We start from the raw sequence: 16,873 nt of genomic DNA on the forward strand, positions 1-16,873 counted from the left end.
TCTGCAACTTAGCAACGCGGGGTCACTTACGGCCCATCCGAAGCATCGGAATGGGCCGTAAGTGACCCCGCGTTTGGGATTAGACTCGCGTCATGGACGTTGTGGTTATCGAAACCACCCCGCTGGGTGACCGCAGCTACCTCGTGCATGACGGTTCGGCCGGGTTCGTGATAGATCCCCAGCGCGACACGGACCGGGTTGAGGCCGCCGCACGTGCTGCGGGCGTGTCCATCACGCACGTCGCCGAAACCCACATCCACAACGACTACGTCACGGGCGGGCTCTTGCTGGCCAGGGACCACGGCGCCGTGTACTTCGTGAACGCCGACGACGACGTGGCGTTCGAGCGCGAGCCGGTCACGGACGGAACAACGTTCACGGTCGGCAGGCTATCGGTCAAGGCGCTGGCCACACCCGGCCACACCCACACCCACCTGTCGTACCTCGTCAACGACGACGATCCCGACGCCGGCATTCGGCAGGCGGTGTTCTCGGGCGGCAGCCTGCTCTATGGATCGGTCGGCCGGACCGACTTGCTTGGTCCCGACGAAACCGAAGGCCTGGCACGCGAGCAGTACGCCGCGGTGCGGCGGCTGGTGGCGGAGGCCGCGCCGGACGCAGTCCTGTATCCAACCCACGGCTTCGGCTCCTTCTGTTCCATCGGCCCCGCCAGCAGGATTTCCATCTCGACCATCGGTGAGCAGGCCGCGAGCAACCATGCGCTCACGGATCCGGACGAGGACCATTTCGTCCGGCACCTCTTGGCGAATATCTCGGCCTACCCGACGTACTACGCGCACATGAGCCCGCTCAATTCGGCAGGACCAGGGCCGGCGAGGCTCGAGGTTCCTGCCAACGTGGACCCGGCCGAGCTCAAGCGAAGGCTCGACGCCGGGGAATGGGTGGTGGACCTCCGCCAGCGGGTGGCGTTTGCCGCCAACCATCTGCTGGGCAGCGTGGGCTTCGAGTACGGCAGCGGCTCCAGCTTCACGAGCTATTTGGGCTGGGTCCTGCCGTGGAACCAGCCGCTGACTTTAGTGGGTCCCTTGGATGAGGTGGAGAAGGCGATCCGTGATCTGTCGAGGATCGGAATCGACTCTCCGGATGCCGCCGTCGGCGAGGATCCCGGAACCCTGGCGCGGGGCACGCCTTTGGTGCAGTATCCGATCACCGACTGGGCGGGGCTCATGCGGGAGCGGGGTCCAGGCGAAACAGTGCTGGACGTGCGCCGAACCGAAGAATTTGCCGCGTCCCACGTGTCCGGGGCGGTGAATGTTCCGCTGCATGAGCTTTTGCTCCGGATGGACGATTTGCCGAATTCGAGGATTTGGGTCCACTGCACCTCCGGCTACAGGGCCAGCGTCGCCGCAAGCCTGCTTCATCGTGCAGCCCGCGACGTGGTGCTCATCGATGCGCCCTTCCGCGAGGCAGCGGACGCCGGCGTCGAGCTGACGCGCTCGACCGCCGAGTAACCCGGCAGCCGCCCCGCCTTGCCCCCGGACCCCCGGTCACCTTTGGTTGGGTTTTTCCCGACGCTCGGTCACCTTTGGTTGGGTTTTTCCCGACGCCGGGTCACGTCATCTGACCGGGCGTCGGTGAGGAGGCGGTTATAGGTGACCGGGGGTCAGCTGTTGAGCCATTCCGCTGCGAAGTCCAGGTTGCGGTACACGCTCGCGACGGCGGCCGCCTCGTCGCGTGCCTCGATGGCGTTGGCGAGCTCGTCGTGGCCTTCGGGCGGGATACCGTTGAAGCCGGACTTGCGTTGTTGGCGCAGGAGATCGTCGTGGAAGACGCCGCCGAAGGACACATACAACTGGTGGAGCAACGGGTTGCCCGAAGCCAAGGCCACCCGTTCGTGGAAATCCCAGTCGGCGCGCGCCCAGGCGGGGTAGTCAGCCGCAAGCCACGCTTCGTGGCGCAGCTGGAGAAGGGCCCGCATGGCGGCGATGTCTTCGGCCGTGGCATGCTTCGTGGCCAGTCGGGCGGCTTGGGTGTCGAGCCCCATCCGCACCTCGACTATGTGTTCCTGCGTGTGTTCCTTATAGATCCGTTGGGCTGCGCCGGAGATCTCGCTGGTGGCCCGGACATAGGTCCCGTCACCGCGGCGGACCTCCAACATGCCGCCGTGCGCCAAGGCTTTGATGGCTTCGCGGAGCGTCCCGCGCGAGACTCTGAGCGAGGCCATGAGTTCCGGCTCGGCAGGGATCTTCTCTTGCAGGGGCCACTCTCCTGTCTGGATCATTCCGCGCAGTTGTTTGGTGACTTCCTCGGCCAAAGCAGGCCGGTGCGAAGGTGTCAGGCTCATGCCACGGGCCTCGGTCCGGCCTTGATCGCGGTCCGTTTGCTGGTGAGCTGGTGGCAGGTCACCATGAGGGTCAGGGCCGCTGCGGCGAGGAGTAACAGGGGGAGGGTCCAAGTACCGGTGGCACTGTGGAGCAGGCCCATGCCGAACGGCCCAAGAGCCGCGATCAAGTACCCCACGGACTGGGCGACGGTGGACATTGCGGTGGTCTCCGCCGTCGTACGCCCGCTTCGGCTGATGATCACCAGAACCAAGGGGAAGATGCCCAATCCGAAGCCGAACATGACGGCGGGAATCGACGCGAACGACGTCGGGAGCAACAACATTGCGGGGATTGCCAAGAGGGTGGTCCCGCTCCCCAGGTACAGGGCAGGCCGCATCATGCCGGGGCGCGAGCCGATCGCCAGGAGGATCATGCCGGCAGCCACCGAAACCAGCTGCATGAGGCCGAACTGGAGGCCGCTCTCGGAGGCGCTGAGACCTTGGGTGGTCAGGATGTAGGCAAACCAACTCATCACGGCATACGCCAGAAGGCCCTGCAACGTGAAGACGGAGGTGATGAGGAATCCCAGCCGGGTTCGCAGGAGCGGCCACATGGAAACGTGCTCCTCGTTGGCCTTGCGCGAAGTGCGGTGTGTGTGGAGGACCACCGGGAGGAAGCCGAGAAGCGCGGCGACGCCCAGGAGCCCCCACGCGGCCAGGCCCATCGACGGCGAACCGAGTTGCTGGGCCAAGGGAACGCTGACGGCCGCAGCGAAGGTGGCACCGCCGGACATTGTGAAGGTGTAGAGGCCTGTCATCATGGACGTCTTGCTTGCATAGTGCTCGCGGATGTACGACGGCATGGCTACGTTGCACACCGCCAAGCCGGACATCGCCAGCACCGTTCCGGCGAGGAGGGCGCCGGTGGCGGGAACGCTGCGGACCAACAGCCCGGCAGCCAGCATGGCCAGCGCCACGGCGATCGACTTCTCGACGCCGATCCGCCGAGACAGCCACGAGGTCCCCAATCCTGCGACGGCGAAGCACAGCAAGGGGATGGACGGAAGAATCGACGCGACAAGGGGCCCGTATCCGAGGGATGCCTGCAAATCGTGGAACAACGCCGCCGCGCTGGTGATGCCGGCGCGCAGGTTCAGGCCGATCAGGATGACGGCCACGATCCCGACGACGGCGACTACCCGGGATTTCGGCGCCCCCATGACGTCGCTGGCGGGCTCAGTGGTTTCTTCTGTTGCGCGGGGAGTCGGGAGAGTCGAGGCCATGAGTTAAAGGTTAGACGTTTGATGTTTGGCGCGAGGAATTTTGTGGTGGAAATCTCCCGGTCGGAACGCCTAGCGCGGGTTGCGGGCGCCCAGCCGTTGCACCGCAAGGGCAAGCCACAGCTGCACCCGGTCCGGCGTCTGGGCCGGGTCGTAGCCGGTGAGGTCTGTTATTTGTGCCAAGCGGTAGCGCACCGTATTGCGGTGCAGGGTCAGGGCTTCTGCGACCGCTGCTACGGAGCCGTTGTGGCTGAGGTAGCTTTCCAAGGTCGAAACGAGCTCCGAGCCATGTTCGGCGTCGAACTTGCGCAGGGGAGTGAGCGCCTCGCTGGCCATGTCGGCCAAGGGGACGTCCTCGCTCGCGAGTAACAGCGAGGTCAGGCTGAGTCGCTCAGGTTCGTTGACCGGCAGGCCGTGCGCCACGGCGTCGCGCGCTTCGAAGTAGCTCCAGCGCACGCCGTTCGGCTTGGTGTAGGCGCCGCCGATCCCGATCACCGCGTGGATTCCCGCTTCCAAAAGGTGATCACTGAGGTCCTTGGCGAGCGCGCTCGCGGAACTGCCGTCGTCGGGCACTACCGTCACCAGATCCTTCCCGACGACGGCGGTCACCCCGCCCTCGAGCGACTGCGGAAGCGATGTGCTGCTGAGCTGTTTGTGGTGGGCCGCGGAGACCACCAGCAGCACCACGTTCTTGCGGGTGCTGTTGATTCCGACGCCGGCCAGGCGGCGGGCGCCCTCCACGGTGTCCAGGGTGCCGTGGATGACGTCGTCCAGCACTTGGCCCGCCAAGGCGCGTTGGCTCTGGCGCTGCTTGACCATGTTGTTGAGTTCCACGCTGATCAGGTTCTGGGCATAGCCGACGATCCCGGTGTCGCCGAAGGGCTGCTTGATCCAGAGGGTGCAGGCGTCGCGGCGGCCTGTCGGGATGGGAAAGGACGCCCAATCATCGGCGGTCGGCGAAGGGCTGCCGGGAACGCTGTTGTAGAGCTGGGCGCTGAACTGGGTCAGGGCGATGTCGGACCGCAGCATGCTGCCCAGCTGCTTGAGCAATTCGCCGAGCCCGCCGCCGGTCAGCAGGGCCCGGGCGAGGATCTGGTGGCCCGCGATGAGGCGCTCCAGCTTGGAATAGTGGTCGGCGGACTGCGAGTCGGCTACGAGTTTGCCGATGGCGATGAAAGGCGTCTCGTAGGGGACTTCCACGAGGGGCAGGCCCCAGCGGTTTGCTTCGGCGACGAGGGCCGGGGGCACTACTTCGTGGGTGAGCCCGGTGCCGAAGCCTATGCCGACCGCCCCCGCGCGCTGGACCTGGCGCACGAAGCGGCGCTGTTCAGCGGCGCCGTTGAGCCTGAGCCCGGTGGTCAGGATCAATTCGCCGCCGTTGAGGAAGCGTTGGGGATCCTCTTGCTCGGTGACGGCAACCCAGCGGATGTCGTCGTGCCAGGTGGTTTCCGCGAGGCCGGCTTTCCGGAGGCGCAGGGCGGGGACCGCGACCAGTGCGGCGAGTGACATTGCCATGCCAGAAAGGATATCCCCGCACTGGTCATTCGCACTAAGGCGTGGTGCCGCGGGTGTGCACCTGACTATTCCGCGCCGGGTGGTGCTGGCATAGGCTCGGAGCAGCTGCAACCAAGCCTAGACACCGAAAGAGGTTGTACACCGTGGTCCAAACCTTGCAGAACTTCATTAACGGCGAGTTCATCACGCCGGCAGGCACCGAACTGCTCGACGTCGTCAACCCCACCAATGGGGAGGTTGTCGCCCATGCGCCCATCTCTACCGCGGCCGACGTCGATGCCGCCATGAACGCGGCCAAGGAAGCCTTCACCACCTGGAAGCATGTCACGCCCGGCCAGCGCCAGCTCATGCTGCTCAAGCTCGCCGATGCCATCGAAGCCAACAGCGACGAACTCGTCGAGGCACAGCACCGCAACACGGGCCAGGTGCGCGCGCTCATCGCCTCCGAGGAAATCGCGGCCGGCGCGGACCAGCTCCGCTTCTTCGCCGGTGCCGCCCGCATCATGGAAGGCAAGTCCGCGGGCGAGTACTTCGAGGGCCACACTTCGTACGTCCGCCGCGAGCCGATCGGCGTCGTGGCCCAGGTTGCGCCGTGGAACTACCCGTTCCTCATGGCCATCTGGAAGATCGGCCCCGCCCTCGCCGCAGGCAACACCGTTGTCCTCAAGCCTTCGGACACCACTCCGGAATCCACGCTCGTGCTCGCACGGCTCGCGGGGCAGATCCTCCCGGCCGGTGTCCTCAACGTCGTCCTCGGCAACGCGGCCACCGGCTCCATGATGGTGGACCACAAGGTCCCGGGCCTGGTTTCCATCACGGGTTCCGTGCGCGCCGGCATCGCCGTGGCGTCCGGAGCAGCCAAGGGACTCAAGCGTGCCCACCTGGAACTCGGCGGCAAGGCCCCGGCCATCGTCTTCAAGGACGCCGACATCAAGAAGAGCGCCGCGGCCATCGCCGAATTCGCATTCTTCAACGCCGGCCAGGACTGCACCGCCATCACCCGGGTGCTAATCGAGGATTCCATCCACGACGACATGGTTGCCGCCTTGGTGGAGCACACCAAGACGCTGCACACCGGTTCGCAGAACGACGAGGAAAACTACTTCGGCCCGCTCAACAACGTGAACCACTTCAACGCCGTGAACTCGGTGGTGGAACACCTGCCGGCCAACTGCAAGATCGAAACCGGCGGCCACCGCGCAGGTGACAAGGGTTTCTTCTTCGAGCCCACCATCATCACCGGCGCCAAGCAGACTGACGACGTCGTGCAGAAGGAAACCTTCGGTCCCGTCATCACCGTCCAGAAGTTCACCACCGAGGCCGAAGCTCTCGAGCTGGCCAACGACGTCGAATACGCCCTGGCCTCCAGCGTCTGGACCACGGACCACGGCACCGCCATGCGGATGAGCCGCGACCTGGACTTCGGCGCGGTCTGGATCAACACCCACATCCTGTTGACTGCCGAGATGCCGCACGGCGGCTTCAAGCAGTCCGGCTACGGCAAGGACCTGTCCATGTACGGCGTCGAGGACTACACCCGCATCAAGCACGTGATGAGCGCTCTGGACGCCTAACGCGCCCCCAGTACTTCCCCTCCACAGCACAAGAAAGAAACACCATGACCGCAACAGCACACGAAACCTCCTACCGGCTGGAGCAGAAGCGCAGCATCAATGGCGCTTTCCCCGGCCCGAAGTCCCAGGCCCTGAACGAGCGCCGGGCCGCCGTCGTCGCCGCCGGCGTCGCCTCGGGCGTTCCCGTCTACGTTGAGGACGCCGACGGCGGCATCATCCGCGACGTGGACGGCAACTCCTTCATCGACCTCGGCTCGGGCATTGCGGTGACGAGCGTCGGCGCGTCCGATCCCGCCGTCGTCGCCGCCGTCCAGGACGCCGCGGCCCACTTCACCCACACCTGCTTCATGGTCACCCCGTACGAGGGTTACGTCGCCGTCGCCGAGCAGCTGAACCGCCTCACCCCGGGCGACCACGAGAAGCGCACCGTCCTCTTCAACTCCGGTGCCGAAGCAGTCGAGAACGCCATTAAGGTGGCGCGCCTGGCCACCGGACGTGACGCCGTCGTCGCTTTCGACCACGCCTACCACGGCCGCACCAACCTGACCATGGCACTGACTGCCAAGGCCATGCCCTACAAGACCAACTTCGGCCCGTTCGCGCCCGAGGTCTACCGCATGCCCATGAGCTACCCGTTCCGCGAGGAAAACCCGGAAATCACGGGGGCCGAGGCTGCGAAGCGTGCCATCACCATGATCGAGAAGCAGATCGGCGGCGACCAGGTTGCTGCGATCATCATCGAACCGATCCAGGGCGAAGGCGGGTTCATTGTCCCGGCCGAAGGCTTCTTGCCGGCACTGTCCGCCTGGGCCAAGGAAAAGGGCATCGTCTTCATCGCGGACGAGGTCCAGTCCGGTTTCTGCCGCACCGGTGAATGGTTCGCGGTCAACCACGAAGGCGTTGTCCCGGACATCATCACCATGGCCAAGGGCATCGCCGGCGGCCTTCCGCTGTCCGCCATCACCGGCCGCGCAGACCTGCTCGACGCCGTCCACCCGGGCGGCCTCGGCGGCACCTACGGCGGCAACCCGGTTGCTTGTGCTGCCGCTCTCGCTGCCATCGACACCATGGAGCAGCAGGACCTCAACGCCCGCGCCCGCCGCATCGAGGAAGTTGCCCTCGGCCGCTTGCGCGAGCTCGCTTCGGAAACCGCTGTCATCGGCGACGTCCGCGGCCGTGGCGCAATGCTGGCGATCGAACTGGTCCAGGCCGGCTCCAAGGAACCGAACCCGGAACTTACCAAGGCTGTTGCCGCCGCGTGCCTCCAGGAAGGCGTCATCATCCTGACCTGCGGTACCTACGGCAACGTGATCCGCCTCCTGCCCCCGCTTGTGATCAGCGACGAACTGCTCCTCGACGGACTCGAGGTCCTGGCAGCGGCCATCAAGGCCAACGCGTAGCCCCACTCCCCGGGGGGACATGCCCCCCTCTGCGCGCAAAGGATGGACATAGTGTGACTATGTCCATCCTTGGCGTTTAACGGGGGGCATGTCCGGTGGGTACCAGTGGACATGTTCGGTCGTGATGGGTACGGAGGGGCATGCTCCGTAGTGCAGGGGCTCCTAGGCCGGGTTGAGCTGCGCCCGCTTCTTCATGAGGGCGTTCTTGCGGGCCGTGCGCAGCATGTCGAGGGTCAGGAGCACCAGGGCCAGCCACACGATGCCGAAGCCTACCCAGCGGTCCGGCGTCATGGCTTCGTGGAAGACGGCCAGGGCCACGATGAACTGGAGGACCGGCGCGAAGTATTGCAGCAGGCCAATGGTGGTCATGGGCAGTCGGCGCGCGGAGGCACCGAAGAACAGGAGCGGCACGGCCGTGATGATGCCCGAAGCCGCCAGCAGCCAGAAATGGCCCGGGCCGTCGCTGGCCAAAGTTGCGCCTCCCGTGAGGCCGAGGAAGATCATCGTGGCGCCGGCAATCGGGGCCAGGACCACGGTCTCGACCGTGAGGCTCGTGATGGCGGTAACCTTCGGCCCTACGCGCTTCTTCACGAAACCGTAGAGTCCAAAGCTGAATGCCAGGACCAGGGCGATCCACGGCAGCTTGCCGTAGGAGACCGTCAGGACCCCGACGGCGATGAAGCCGATCCCGACGGCGGCCCACTGGAGCGGGCGGAGCCTTTCCTTCAGGACGAACACACCAAGGAGCACCGATACGAGCGGATTGATGAAGTAGCCCAGCGAGGCTTCGACCGCATGACCAGTGGTAACCCCGAAAGTGTAGGTCAGCCAGTTGACGGCGATCAGGCCGGCAGCTATGGCGAGCGGGCCAAGGACCGTCCGGTCCCGGAAGGCGTTGCCAAGGAGGCGCCAGGTCCGGGTGACGGTGATGAGCAGGGCGCAGAAAATGAGCGACCACACCACCCGGTTCGCAACGATTTCCACCGCTCCGGCGGGTTGCAGCACCAGGAAGTAGAGCGGAAGCAGCCCCCACAGGCCGTAGGCCCCGATACCGAACACGACGCCCGCCGTCGTCTCCTTCTTGGCCTTGGCTGCTGCGGATGCTGTAGCTGAAACGGTGGTGGCGGACGGGGCAGGCGCGGTTTGCTCGGGCGTAGACACAAAGTCAAGAACATCACATATCGCGAGGGTATTCCTGACCGGACGGCCGGAAAGCCATTGTGAGATTCCTCGCCCGTCGTGTCACCTCCCGCCACGCACTGACGCTCGGGCCACCAGTGAGAACTAGAATGGGAAACTGCGCGCCCCACCACGCGGGCGGATTCCCGTCTCAGAAGGGTTCACGGTGTCCAACTCGGCCGAAACCACCTCAAAACGTCCGTTGCGCGTCGCTATTGTCGGCGCAGGACCGGCCGGCGTCTACGCCGCGGATATCCTGACCAAATCGAACGAGGTCAAGGACGGCGACGTCGAGGTCAGCATCGACCTTTTCGAGGCATACCCTGCGCCGTATGGCCTGATCCGCTATGGCGTGGCCCCGGACCACCCCCGCATCAAGGGCATCGTCAACGCCCTGCACAAGGTCCTGGACCGCGGCGACATCCGCTTCCTCGGCAACGTGACCTACGGCCGCGACCTTACCCTGCACGACTTCCGCTCCTTCTACGACGCGGTGATCTTCTCCACAGGGGCCGTCAAGGACGCGGACCTGAACATCCCGGGAATCGAACTGGAAGGCTCCTTCGGCGGCGCCGACTTCGTCTCCTGGTACGACGGCCACCCCGACGTGCCCCGCGAATGGCCGCTGGATGCCAAGGAAGTGGCGGTCATCGGCAACGGCAACGTTGCGCTGGATGTGGCGCGCATGCTCTCCAAGCACGCCGATGACCTCCTGGTCACCGAGATCCCGGACAACGTCTACAAGGGCCTCAAGGCCTCGCCGGTGACGGATGTGCACGTCTTCGGCCGCCGCGGACCCGCCCAGATCAAGTTCACTCCGCTCGAACTGCGCGAGCTCTCCCACTCCAACGACGTGGACATTGTGCTGTACCCGGAAGACTTCGAGTTCGACGAAGCCTCCGACGAGGCGATCCGCAGCAACAACCAGATCAAGACCATGGTCAACACACTGACCAACTGGCTCGTCGAAGAACATGCCGAAGCCGAGCAACCCTCGTCCCGCCGGCTTCACCTGCACTTCCTGCACAGCCCTGTGGAGATCGTTTCCGAAGACGGCTCAGGGAAAGTCTCCGGCATCAAGTTCGAGCGCACGAAACTCGACGGCACCGGCAACGTCAAGGGCACCGGCGAATTCGTGGAGTACCCGGTCCAAGCCGTCTACCGCGCGATCGGCTACCACGGTTCCCCGCTGGACGAGCTTGAGTACGACGCCCGCCGCGGCGTCATTCCCAACGACGGCGGACGGGTGCTGGACGCCGACGGCAAGCCGGTACCCGGAATCTACACCACCGGCTGGATCAAGCGGGGACCCGTCGGCCTGATCGGGCACACCAAGGGCGACGCCCTGGAGACCATCGGCTGCCTTCTGGAGGACCGCCTCACCCTGCCCCCGGCCGAGAACCCGGACCCGCAGGCCATCATCAACCTCTTGGAGGAGCGGGGAGTCGAGTACACCACCTGGGAAGGCTGGAACAAGCTCGATGCCCACGAAGCAGCCCTCGGTGCCGAGTGGACCGCCGAAAACCCGGATGCCGGCGTCGTGCGGGAACGCATCAAGGTGGTCCCGCGCGAGGACATGATCGAGATCTCGCGGGGCTGACACCCCATACACAAACTCCCGGGTCGCAACTAGACTGGCGCGTACTGTGCTGGGAGCGGTCATGGGAGTTCGATGAGGAATCCGATCCATCCGGCAGCTGCGGTCAATGGCGCCGCCGAGCTGCTGCAGCAGCATGCCCGCACCGGGCACGAGCAACTGGAATCGTGGCGTCACGGGCTTCCCGAGGGCACGGAGCTCCACGGGCTGCGCACCCTGATCAAGGAATCCTGGCGGCGGTCCGCGCAGTTCAACGCCAACCCGGACCAGCCGGAGGCGCCGCTGGTCATCGACCTCGACGAGCTTGAGGAGTACCGGCGCCGGCACCCGCTGGCCACCATCATGCCCGTCATCCAGAAGCTACTCATCCAGCCCAGCTATGAGAGCGGGCTGCTGGTCGCCGTGGGGGACGAGCTAGGCCGCCTGTTGTGGGTGGACGGGAATCCCGCCATGCGGCGCCGCGCCGAAGGAATGATGTTCGTAGCCGGCGCAGATTGGTCCGAAGCCGCAGTCGGCACCAGCGCGCCCGGCACGGCGCTCGCCTTGGACCGCGGCATCCAAATTTCGGGCGCAGAACACTACAAACGCTCGGTCCATCCCTGGAGTTGCACAGCGGTCCCGTTCCATGACCCCGATTCCGGCGCGCTCCTCGGCGTCGTCGACATCACCGGCACTGAAGCCGCCGTCGCACCCCACACGCTTTCCCTCGTTGAAGCGACCGTTGCGGCCGCGCAGGCGCAATTGCGTGTGGAGCGGCTCCAGCTCGCGGCCACCAAGCACTCCGCGCCTGCCCGACGCCGGAACCGGCCATCCGTCGTCGGCTCACGCGAGGGGACCGGACTGTACCGGAACAGCCTCCAACTGCTGGGCCGCGACCAGGCCGTGCTGAGCATCGGCGGTCGCAGCGTTCCGCTTTCCGCGAGGCACAGCGAGATTCTGGCGCTGTTGGGAACCCGTCCCGAGGGGCTTAGCGCCGAAGAGTTGGCCTTGGCCCTCTATCCGGGAGAAGGCTCGAGCGTGACTTTGCGGGCAGAAATGGTGCGCCTGCGGAAGGTTCTGCACGAGCTCGAGCCCGCCGCGGTTCCGGAATCCCGGCCGTACCGGCTCCCGATCGACCTCGGCCTGGATGCCGCCCAAGTCCTCTCCTGCCTGCAGCGGGGCGCGCACCGCATCGCGTTGGAGACCTACAAAGGTGCCGTCCTTCCGCATTCGGAAGCGCCCGGCATTGTGGAGCTCCGCGAAAAGGTCTCGTCGCTCTTGCGCGAGGCGGTCCTCACCGACGGCAGTGCCGAGGCGCTGCTCAAGTATGCCGGGCTGCCCGAGGCGAAGAACGACGTCGACGTCCGGCTTGCCGCCCTCAGGCTCCTGCCGCCGCGGTCACCGAAGCGTGCGGCCGTCGTCGCGGAGCTTGAGCGCCTGGAAAGCGAACTGTCGGGCTGAGGAAGGCCCTCGTGTGGCTCCCGGGCAATCCCGAGTTTCGGCCCGTATGGTAGTAGCGAGCCGAACGAAAGAAGCATCCTCCGTGTTGAACAAACGCCTCGCCGTTGCCCTGACCGTGTCCGCACTCCTTGCCGGAGTCACAGCCTGCGGGACATCCGCCCAGACAGCGCCCGCCCCGGTGCCTTCGCCTTCGCCTTCGGCTACGACGGCTGCCGCTTGGGGACTCGATCCAGCCGGCGGGGCACAGCGAATCAAAGCCGCAGGCCTGGATATCCTCACCGCCGAAGGAACAGCCGAGCATTATCACGCCCATCTGGACGTCCTGGTGGATGGCAAAGCCGTCACGGTTCCGGCCGAAATCGGCTTCAGCTTCGGCGCCGACGGGCGGCCAAACGGAATCTCAGCGCTCCACACCCACGACACCACCGGGATCCTGCACATCGAAGCGCCGACGGCCGGCCAGAAGTACACGCTGGGCCAAGTCCTCAAGGAATGGGGAGTCCTGGACGGCACGGATGCCACCGGGGCGCCGCACGGCGGAACCGGCGGCTGGACCGCCTATGTGAACGGTACGAAGCAGGGCACTCCGGTGACCGAGGTGGTACTGAAGGCACACGACGAGGTGGTCCTCTCCTACGGCGCCGCGCCTTCGCCGGTTCCGAGCTCCTACAACTTCCCTGCGGGCCTCTAGATCCCGTAGCTTCGCGGGCTTTTCCCGGTCGCAACCTGCTTGCAACCTTCCCGCTCCTACGCTGATGCCACAGCAAAGCCACCATCATGCGCAGCGAAGGAGCTACAGATGACTGTTTATGCACAGCCGGGTGCCGAGGGTTCGAAGGTCACGTTCAAGGACCGTTACGAGAACTGGATCGGCGGGGAGTGGGTTGCCCCGGTCAAGGGCCAGTACTTCGAGAACATCACCCCTGTGACCGGAAAAGCCTTCTGCGAGGTGGCGCGGGGCACGTCCGAGGACATCGAGCTGGCGCTGGACGCCGCCCACAAGGCGGCGCCGTCGTGGGGCAAGACCTCCGCGGCCGAGCGCGCGGCGATCCTGAACAAGATCGCAGACCGGATCGACGAAAACGTCGAACTGCTGGCCGTCGCCGAAACCTGGGACAACGGCAAGCCGATCCGGGAAACCCTGAACGCGGACATTCCGCTCGCTGCGGACCACTTCCGCTACTTCGCCTCCGCGATCCGCGCCCAGGAAGGCCACCTGTCCCAGCTGGACGAGGACACCACGGCCTACCACTTCCACGAGCCACTGGGCGTCGTGGGCCAGATCATCCCGTGGAACTTCCCCATCCTCATGGCCGTGTGGAAGCTCGCCCCGGCCTTGGCCGCGGGCAACGCCGTCGTCCTCAAGCCCGCGGAGCAGACTCCGTCTTCGATCATGGTCCTGATGGAACTGGTCTCCGACCTGCTGCCTGCCGGCGTTGTGAACGTCGTCAACGGATTCGGCGTCGAGGCCGGCAAACCCTTGGCGTCCAGCCCGCGGATCCGCAAGATCGCCTTCACCGGCGAGACCACCACGGGGCGGCTGATCAGCCAGTACGCGTCCCAGAACCTGATCCCCGTGACCCTGGAACTGGGCGGCAAGAGCCCGAACATCTTCTTCGACGACGTTGCGGCGCAGAATGACGCGTTCTACGACAAGGCCCAGGAAGGCTTCACGCTCTTCGCCTTCAACCAGGGCGAAGTCTGCACCTGCCCGTCCCGAGCCCTGGTCCAGGAAGGCATCTACGACTCCTTCATGGCCGACGCCGTGGCCCGCACCAACAAGATCATCCAGGGCAACCCGCTCGACACCGACACCCAGCTCGGTGCCCAGGCGTCCAACGACCAACTCGAGAAGATCCTCTCCTACATCGACATCGGAAAGCAGGAAGGCGCCAAGGTCCTCACCGGCGGCGCCCGCGCCCAGCTCGACGGCGATCTCGCCGACGGCTACTACGTGCAGCCGACCATCTTTGAAGGCCACAACCGGATGCGGATCTTCCAGGAAGAGATCTTCGGCCCCGTGGTGTCCGTGACGAAGTTCAGCGACTACAACGACGCCATCGGCATCGCCAACGACACTCTTTACGGACTCGGTGCCGGCGTCTGGTCCCGCAACGGCAACGTCGCTTACCGGGCTGGCCGGGAAATCCAAGCCGGCCGCGTCTGGGTCAACAACTACCACGCCTACCCGGCAGGCGCCGCGTTCGGCGGCTACAAGTCCTCGGGCATCGGACGTGAGAACCACGCCATGATGCTGGACCACTACCAGCAGACAAAGAACCTGCTGGTCAGCTACAACGAAAACAAGCTCGGTTTCTTCTAGGCCGTGTCAACTGACCAGCTCGACGCCGCGGTGACGCTGCCCGGGGAGGACTTCTCCCGGGTGGCGCTCACCGCCGCCTCCATCGAACTGCTCCGGAAGTTATGGGAGCAGCACGGTCCGCTCATGTTCCACCAGTCCGGTGGGTGCTGCGACGGTTCTTCCCCCATGTGCTATCCGGCCGGCGAGTTCATCACCGGGGATTCGGACGTTCTGCTCGGGCTTTTCGACATTGGCGAACCCGCACGGCCGCAGCCTTTGGAGTTCTGGATGTCCCGGGAACAGTTCAACTACTGGTCACACACGCATCTCACGGTGGACGTGGTGGAGGGCCGGGGGAGTGGCTTCTCGGTGGAGTCTCCTGAGGGAAAACGCTTCCTGATCCGTTCCACCCTGATGGATTGGAACGTCCCCAAGCTCTGAAGACCGCTCCCGCTTTTGTCTCACGATCTGGGACAAATGTGGGAGTCCACGGGCTGGACACTACTCTTGATGAGTCTGTTTCTACCACCTCATCAAGATTGTGGACTCTTCTATGAACCTCTTCCGGACCAAATCGATCGAGCAGTCCATTGCGGACGCCGATGAGCCCGGACGCAAGCTCAAGCGCTCCCTCAGCACCTGGGATCTGATGATCATGGGTGTCGCCGTGGCCGTCGGCGCGGGCATATTCTCTGTGGGCGCCAAGGCCGCTGCGAACTTTGCCGGCCCCGCCGTGACCATCTCCTTCGCCGTCGCAGCCGTCACCTGTGCCTTGGCCATCATGTGCTACGCCGAATTCGCCACCGCGATACCCGTCGCCGGGTCCGCCTACGTCTTCACCTACGCCACCATGGGTGAGGTCCTAGCCTGGATCATTGGGTGGAACCTCATTCTTGAACTCTTTACCGCGGCGGCAGTCATCGCCAAGTACTGGGGAATCTACCTCAGCAAAGTGTTCGCGCTCATGGGCGTGGACATGCCGCCGGCGTTGAACATCGGCGGCGTGGATCTCTATTGGGGCGCTTTCCTGATCGTCGCGATCTTCACCGTGCTCCTGGTGCTCGGCACCAAGCTCTCTGCACGCGTGGGCAACATCTTCACGCTGATCAAGATCGCCGTGGTGCTCTTCGTGATTGTCGTCGGGTTCACCTACGTCAAGTTCTCCAACTACACGCCTTTCGTGCCGTCATCGCAGCCTACCGGCGGCAACGACGGAGCCGATGTCATGAAGCAGTCCTTCTTCGGCTTCCTCACTGGTGCGGTTCCGGCCCAGTACGGAACGCTGGGCATCTTTGCCGGCGCAGCCTTGGTGTTCTTTGCCTTCATCGGCTTCGATGTGGTTGCCACTTCCGCGGAAGAGGTCAAGAACCCCCAGAAGACGCTGCCCCGGGGCATCTTCGGCGGCCTGGCGCTCGTGACGCTGCTGTACATCCTGGTCTCCCTGGCGTTGACCGGCATGGTGTCCTACACGCAACTGGCCCAGGCCAAGAACCCCACCCTGACCACGGCTTTCGAAGCGGTGGGAAACACCGACGCGGCCAAGGTGATTGCCTTTGGTTCCCTGATCGGTTTGACCACCGTCATCATGGTGCTCCTCATGGGCCTGGCCCGCGTGGTCCTCGCCATGAGCCGAGACGGATTGCTTCCGCGTTCGCTGTCCAAGACCAGTGACAAGCGTTCGACGCCGGTCCGCCTTCAGGTCATCTGCGGTGCTGCCGTGGCCCTCGTGGCCGGCCTGACCAATGTGGATCTTCTTGAGGAAATGATCAACATCGGCACCCTCTCGGCCTTCGTCATGGTGAGCCTGGGCATCCTGGTCCTCCGCAAGAAGCGCCCGGACCTGAAGCCGGCTTTCCGGGTTCCGTTCGGCAAGGTGCTTCCCGTGGCCTCGGCCGTCCTGTGCCTCTACCTGATGACCAACCTGGCTGTGGAGACCTGGATCTTCTTTGCCATCTGGCTGGCAATCGGACTTGCCATCTACTTTGCCTACGGGCAACGCCACTCCCGCCTGAACGAGAAGTTCGCGTCGGCGAAGGCTGCGGTAGCCGGGAACGACAATATCCCCGCCAAGAGCGGCGACGACGAAGAGAGCCTCAGCAAGGTTTGATCCCGGGCGCAGCGGGCTAACGCTGCGGCTGGTTCACGGCCCTCTTGGGCTGGTTCACGGTCCCCTGCTGGTTCATGGCCCCCTTGGGCTGGTTCATGGCCCCCTTGGGCTGGGACGACGTTCCTCCGGAACGCCACTTCCCGGCTCGAGGGGGCTTTTCCGTCCCATGTGACCCTTTACGGCGCATCTATCCTT

13 protein-coding genes are annotated in these 16,873 nt (G+C 65.1%); 9 read left to right on the forward strand and 4 right to left on the reverse strand.

Annotation, left to right across the window (positions count from 1 at the left end; genetic code table 11):
• The first annotated feature begins 92 nt into the window (after positions 1-92).
• Positions 93-1,472 (forward strand): MBL fold metallo-hydrolase, encoded by a 1,380-nt coding sequence (locus L0B83_RS04655; protein ID WP_234757255.1) that lies wholly within the window; start codon positions 93-95, stop codon positions 1,470-1,472.
• 152 nt (positions 1,473-1,624) lie between these two features.
• Here the strand turns inward: L0B83_RS04655 and L0B83_RS04660 are convergent, their stop codons facing one another.
• From L0B83_RS04660 to L0B83_RS04670, 3 genes are all read right to left on the reverse strand, one after another.
• On the reverse strand, positions 1,625-2,305 hold the full coding sequence (locus L0B83_RS04660; RefSeq protein ID WP_234757256.1) for a FadR/GntR family transcriptional regulator: 681 nt from the start codon (positions 2,303-2,305) through the stop codon (positions 1,625-1,627).
• The gene (locus L0B83_RS04665) at positions 2,302-3,567 is read right to left on the reverse strand and encodes an MFS transporter (RefSeq protein WP_372461146.1); all 1,266 of its coding nucleotides are present in this window, start codon (positions 3,565-3,567) and stop codon (positions 2,302-2,304) included. The genes L0B83_RS04660 and L0B83_RS04665 overlap by 4 nt, the downstream gene beginning before the upstream one ends.
• Before the next feature lie 69 nt (positions 3,568-3,636).
• Entirely contained in the window at positions 3,637-5,079 is a 1,443-nt protein-coding gene (locus tag L0B83_RS04670) for a PucR family transcriptional regulator (protein WP_234757257.1), read from the reverse strand.
• Between the two features lie 143 nt (positions 5,080-5,222).
• Here L0B83_RS04670 and L0B83_RS04675 point away from each other — a divergent pair, with 143 nt between their 5' ends.
• Both L0B83_RS04675 and gabT read left to right on the forward strand, forming a co-directional pair.
• Positions 5,223-6,653 (forward strand): gamma-aminobutyraldehyde dehydrogenase, encoded by a 1,431-nt coding sequence (locus L0B83_RS04675; RefSeq protein ID WP_234757258.1) that lies wholly within the window; start codon positions 5,223-5,225, stop codon positions 6,651-6,653.
• Between the two features lie 44 nt (positions 6,654-6,697).
• Positions 6,698-8,053 carry a 4-aminobutyrate--2-oxoglutarate transaminase gene (gene gabT / locus L0B83_RS04680; RefSeq protein WP_234757259.1) on the forward strand — a complete coding sequence of 452 codons (1,356 nt, stop codon included), beginning with the start codon at positions 6,698-6,700 and terminating at the stop codon, positions 8,051-8,053.
• Positions 8,054-8,215: 162 nt separating this feature from the next.
• Here the strand turns inward: gabT and rarD are convergent, their stop codons facing one another.
• On the reverse strand, positions 8,216-9,214 hold the full coding sequence (rarD, locus tag L0B83_RS04685; protein ID WP_372461147.1) for an EamA family transporter RarD: 999 nt from the start codon (positions 9,212-9,214) through the stop codon (positions 8,216-8,218).
• A 184-nt stretch (positions 9,215-9,398) separates the two neighbouring features.
• Between rarD and L0B83_RS04690 the strand changes: the two genes are divergently transcribed.
• The 6 genes from L0B83_RS04690 (at position 9,399) to L0B83_RS04715 (ending at position 16,678) form a co-directional block, all read left to right on the forward strand.
• Complete coding sequence (locus L0B83_RS04690; protein ID WP_234757260.1) at positions 9,399-10,832, forward strand: FAD-dependent oxidoreductase; 1,434 nt, start codon at positions 9,399-9,401, stop codon at positions 10,830-10,832.
• Between the two features lie 72 nt (positions 10,833-10,904).
• Positions 10,905-12,269, forward strand: coding sequence for a GAF domain-containing protein (locus L0B83_RS04695; protein WP_234757261.1), 1,365 nt, complete (start codon positions 10,905-10,907; stop codon positions 12,267-12,269).
• An 82-nt stretch (positions 12,270-12,351) separates the two neighbouring features.
• On the forward strand, positions 12,352-12,960 hold the full coding sequence (locus tag L0B83_RS04700; protein WP_234757262.1) for a hypothetical protein: 609 nt from the start codon (positions 12,352-12,354) through the stop codon (positions 12,958-12,960).
• A gap of 108 nt (positions 12,961-13,068) precedes the next feature.
• Positions 13,069-14,592 carry an acetaldehyde dehydrogenase ExaC gene (exaC, locus tag L0B83_RS04705; RefSeq protein ID WP_234757263.1) on the forward strand — a complete coding sequence of 508 codons (1,524 nt, stop codon included), beginning with the start codon at positions 13,069-13,071 and terminating at the stop codon, positions 14,590-14,592.
• A gap of 3 nt (positions 14,593-14,595) precedes the next feature.
• Complete coding sequence (locus L0B83_RS04710) at positions 14,596-15,012, forward strand: DUF779 domain-containing protein (protein WP_234757264.1); 417 nt, start codon at positions 14,596-14,598, stop codon at positions 15,010-15,012.
• A 112-nt stretch (positions 15,013-15,124) separates the two neighbouring features.
• Positions 15,125-16,678, forward strand: a complete 1,554-nt coding sequence (locus L0B83_RS04715) for an amino acid permease (protein ID WP_234757265.1) — start codon at positions 15,125-15,127, stop codon at positions 16,676-16,678.
• Positions 16,679-16,873: the final 195 nt, after the last annotated feature.

Source organism: Arthrobacter alkaliphilus (assembly GCF_021483235.1).
Taxonomy (GTDB): Bacteria; Actinomycetota; Actinomycetes; order Actinomycetales; family Micrococcaceae; genus Arthrobacter; species Arthrobacter alkaliphilus.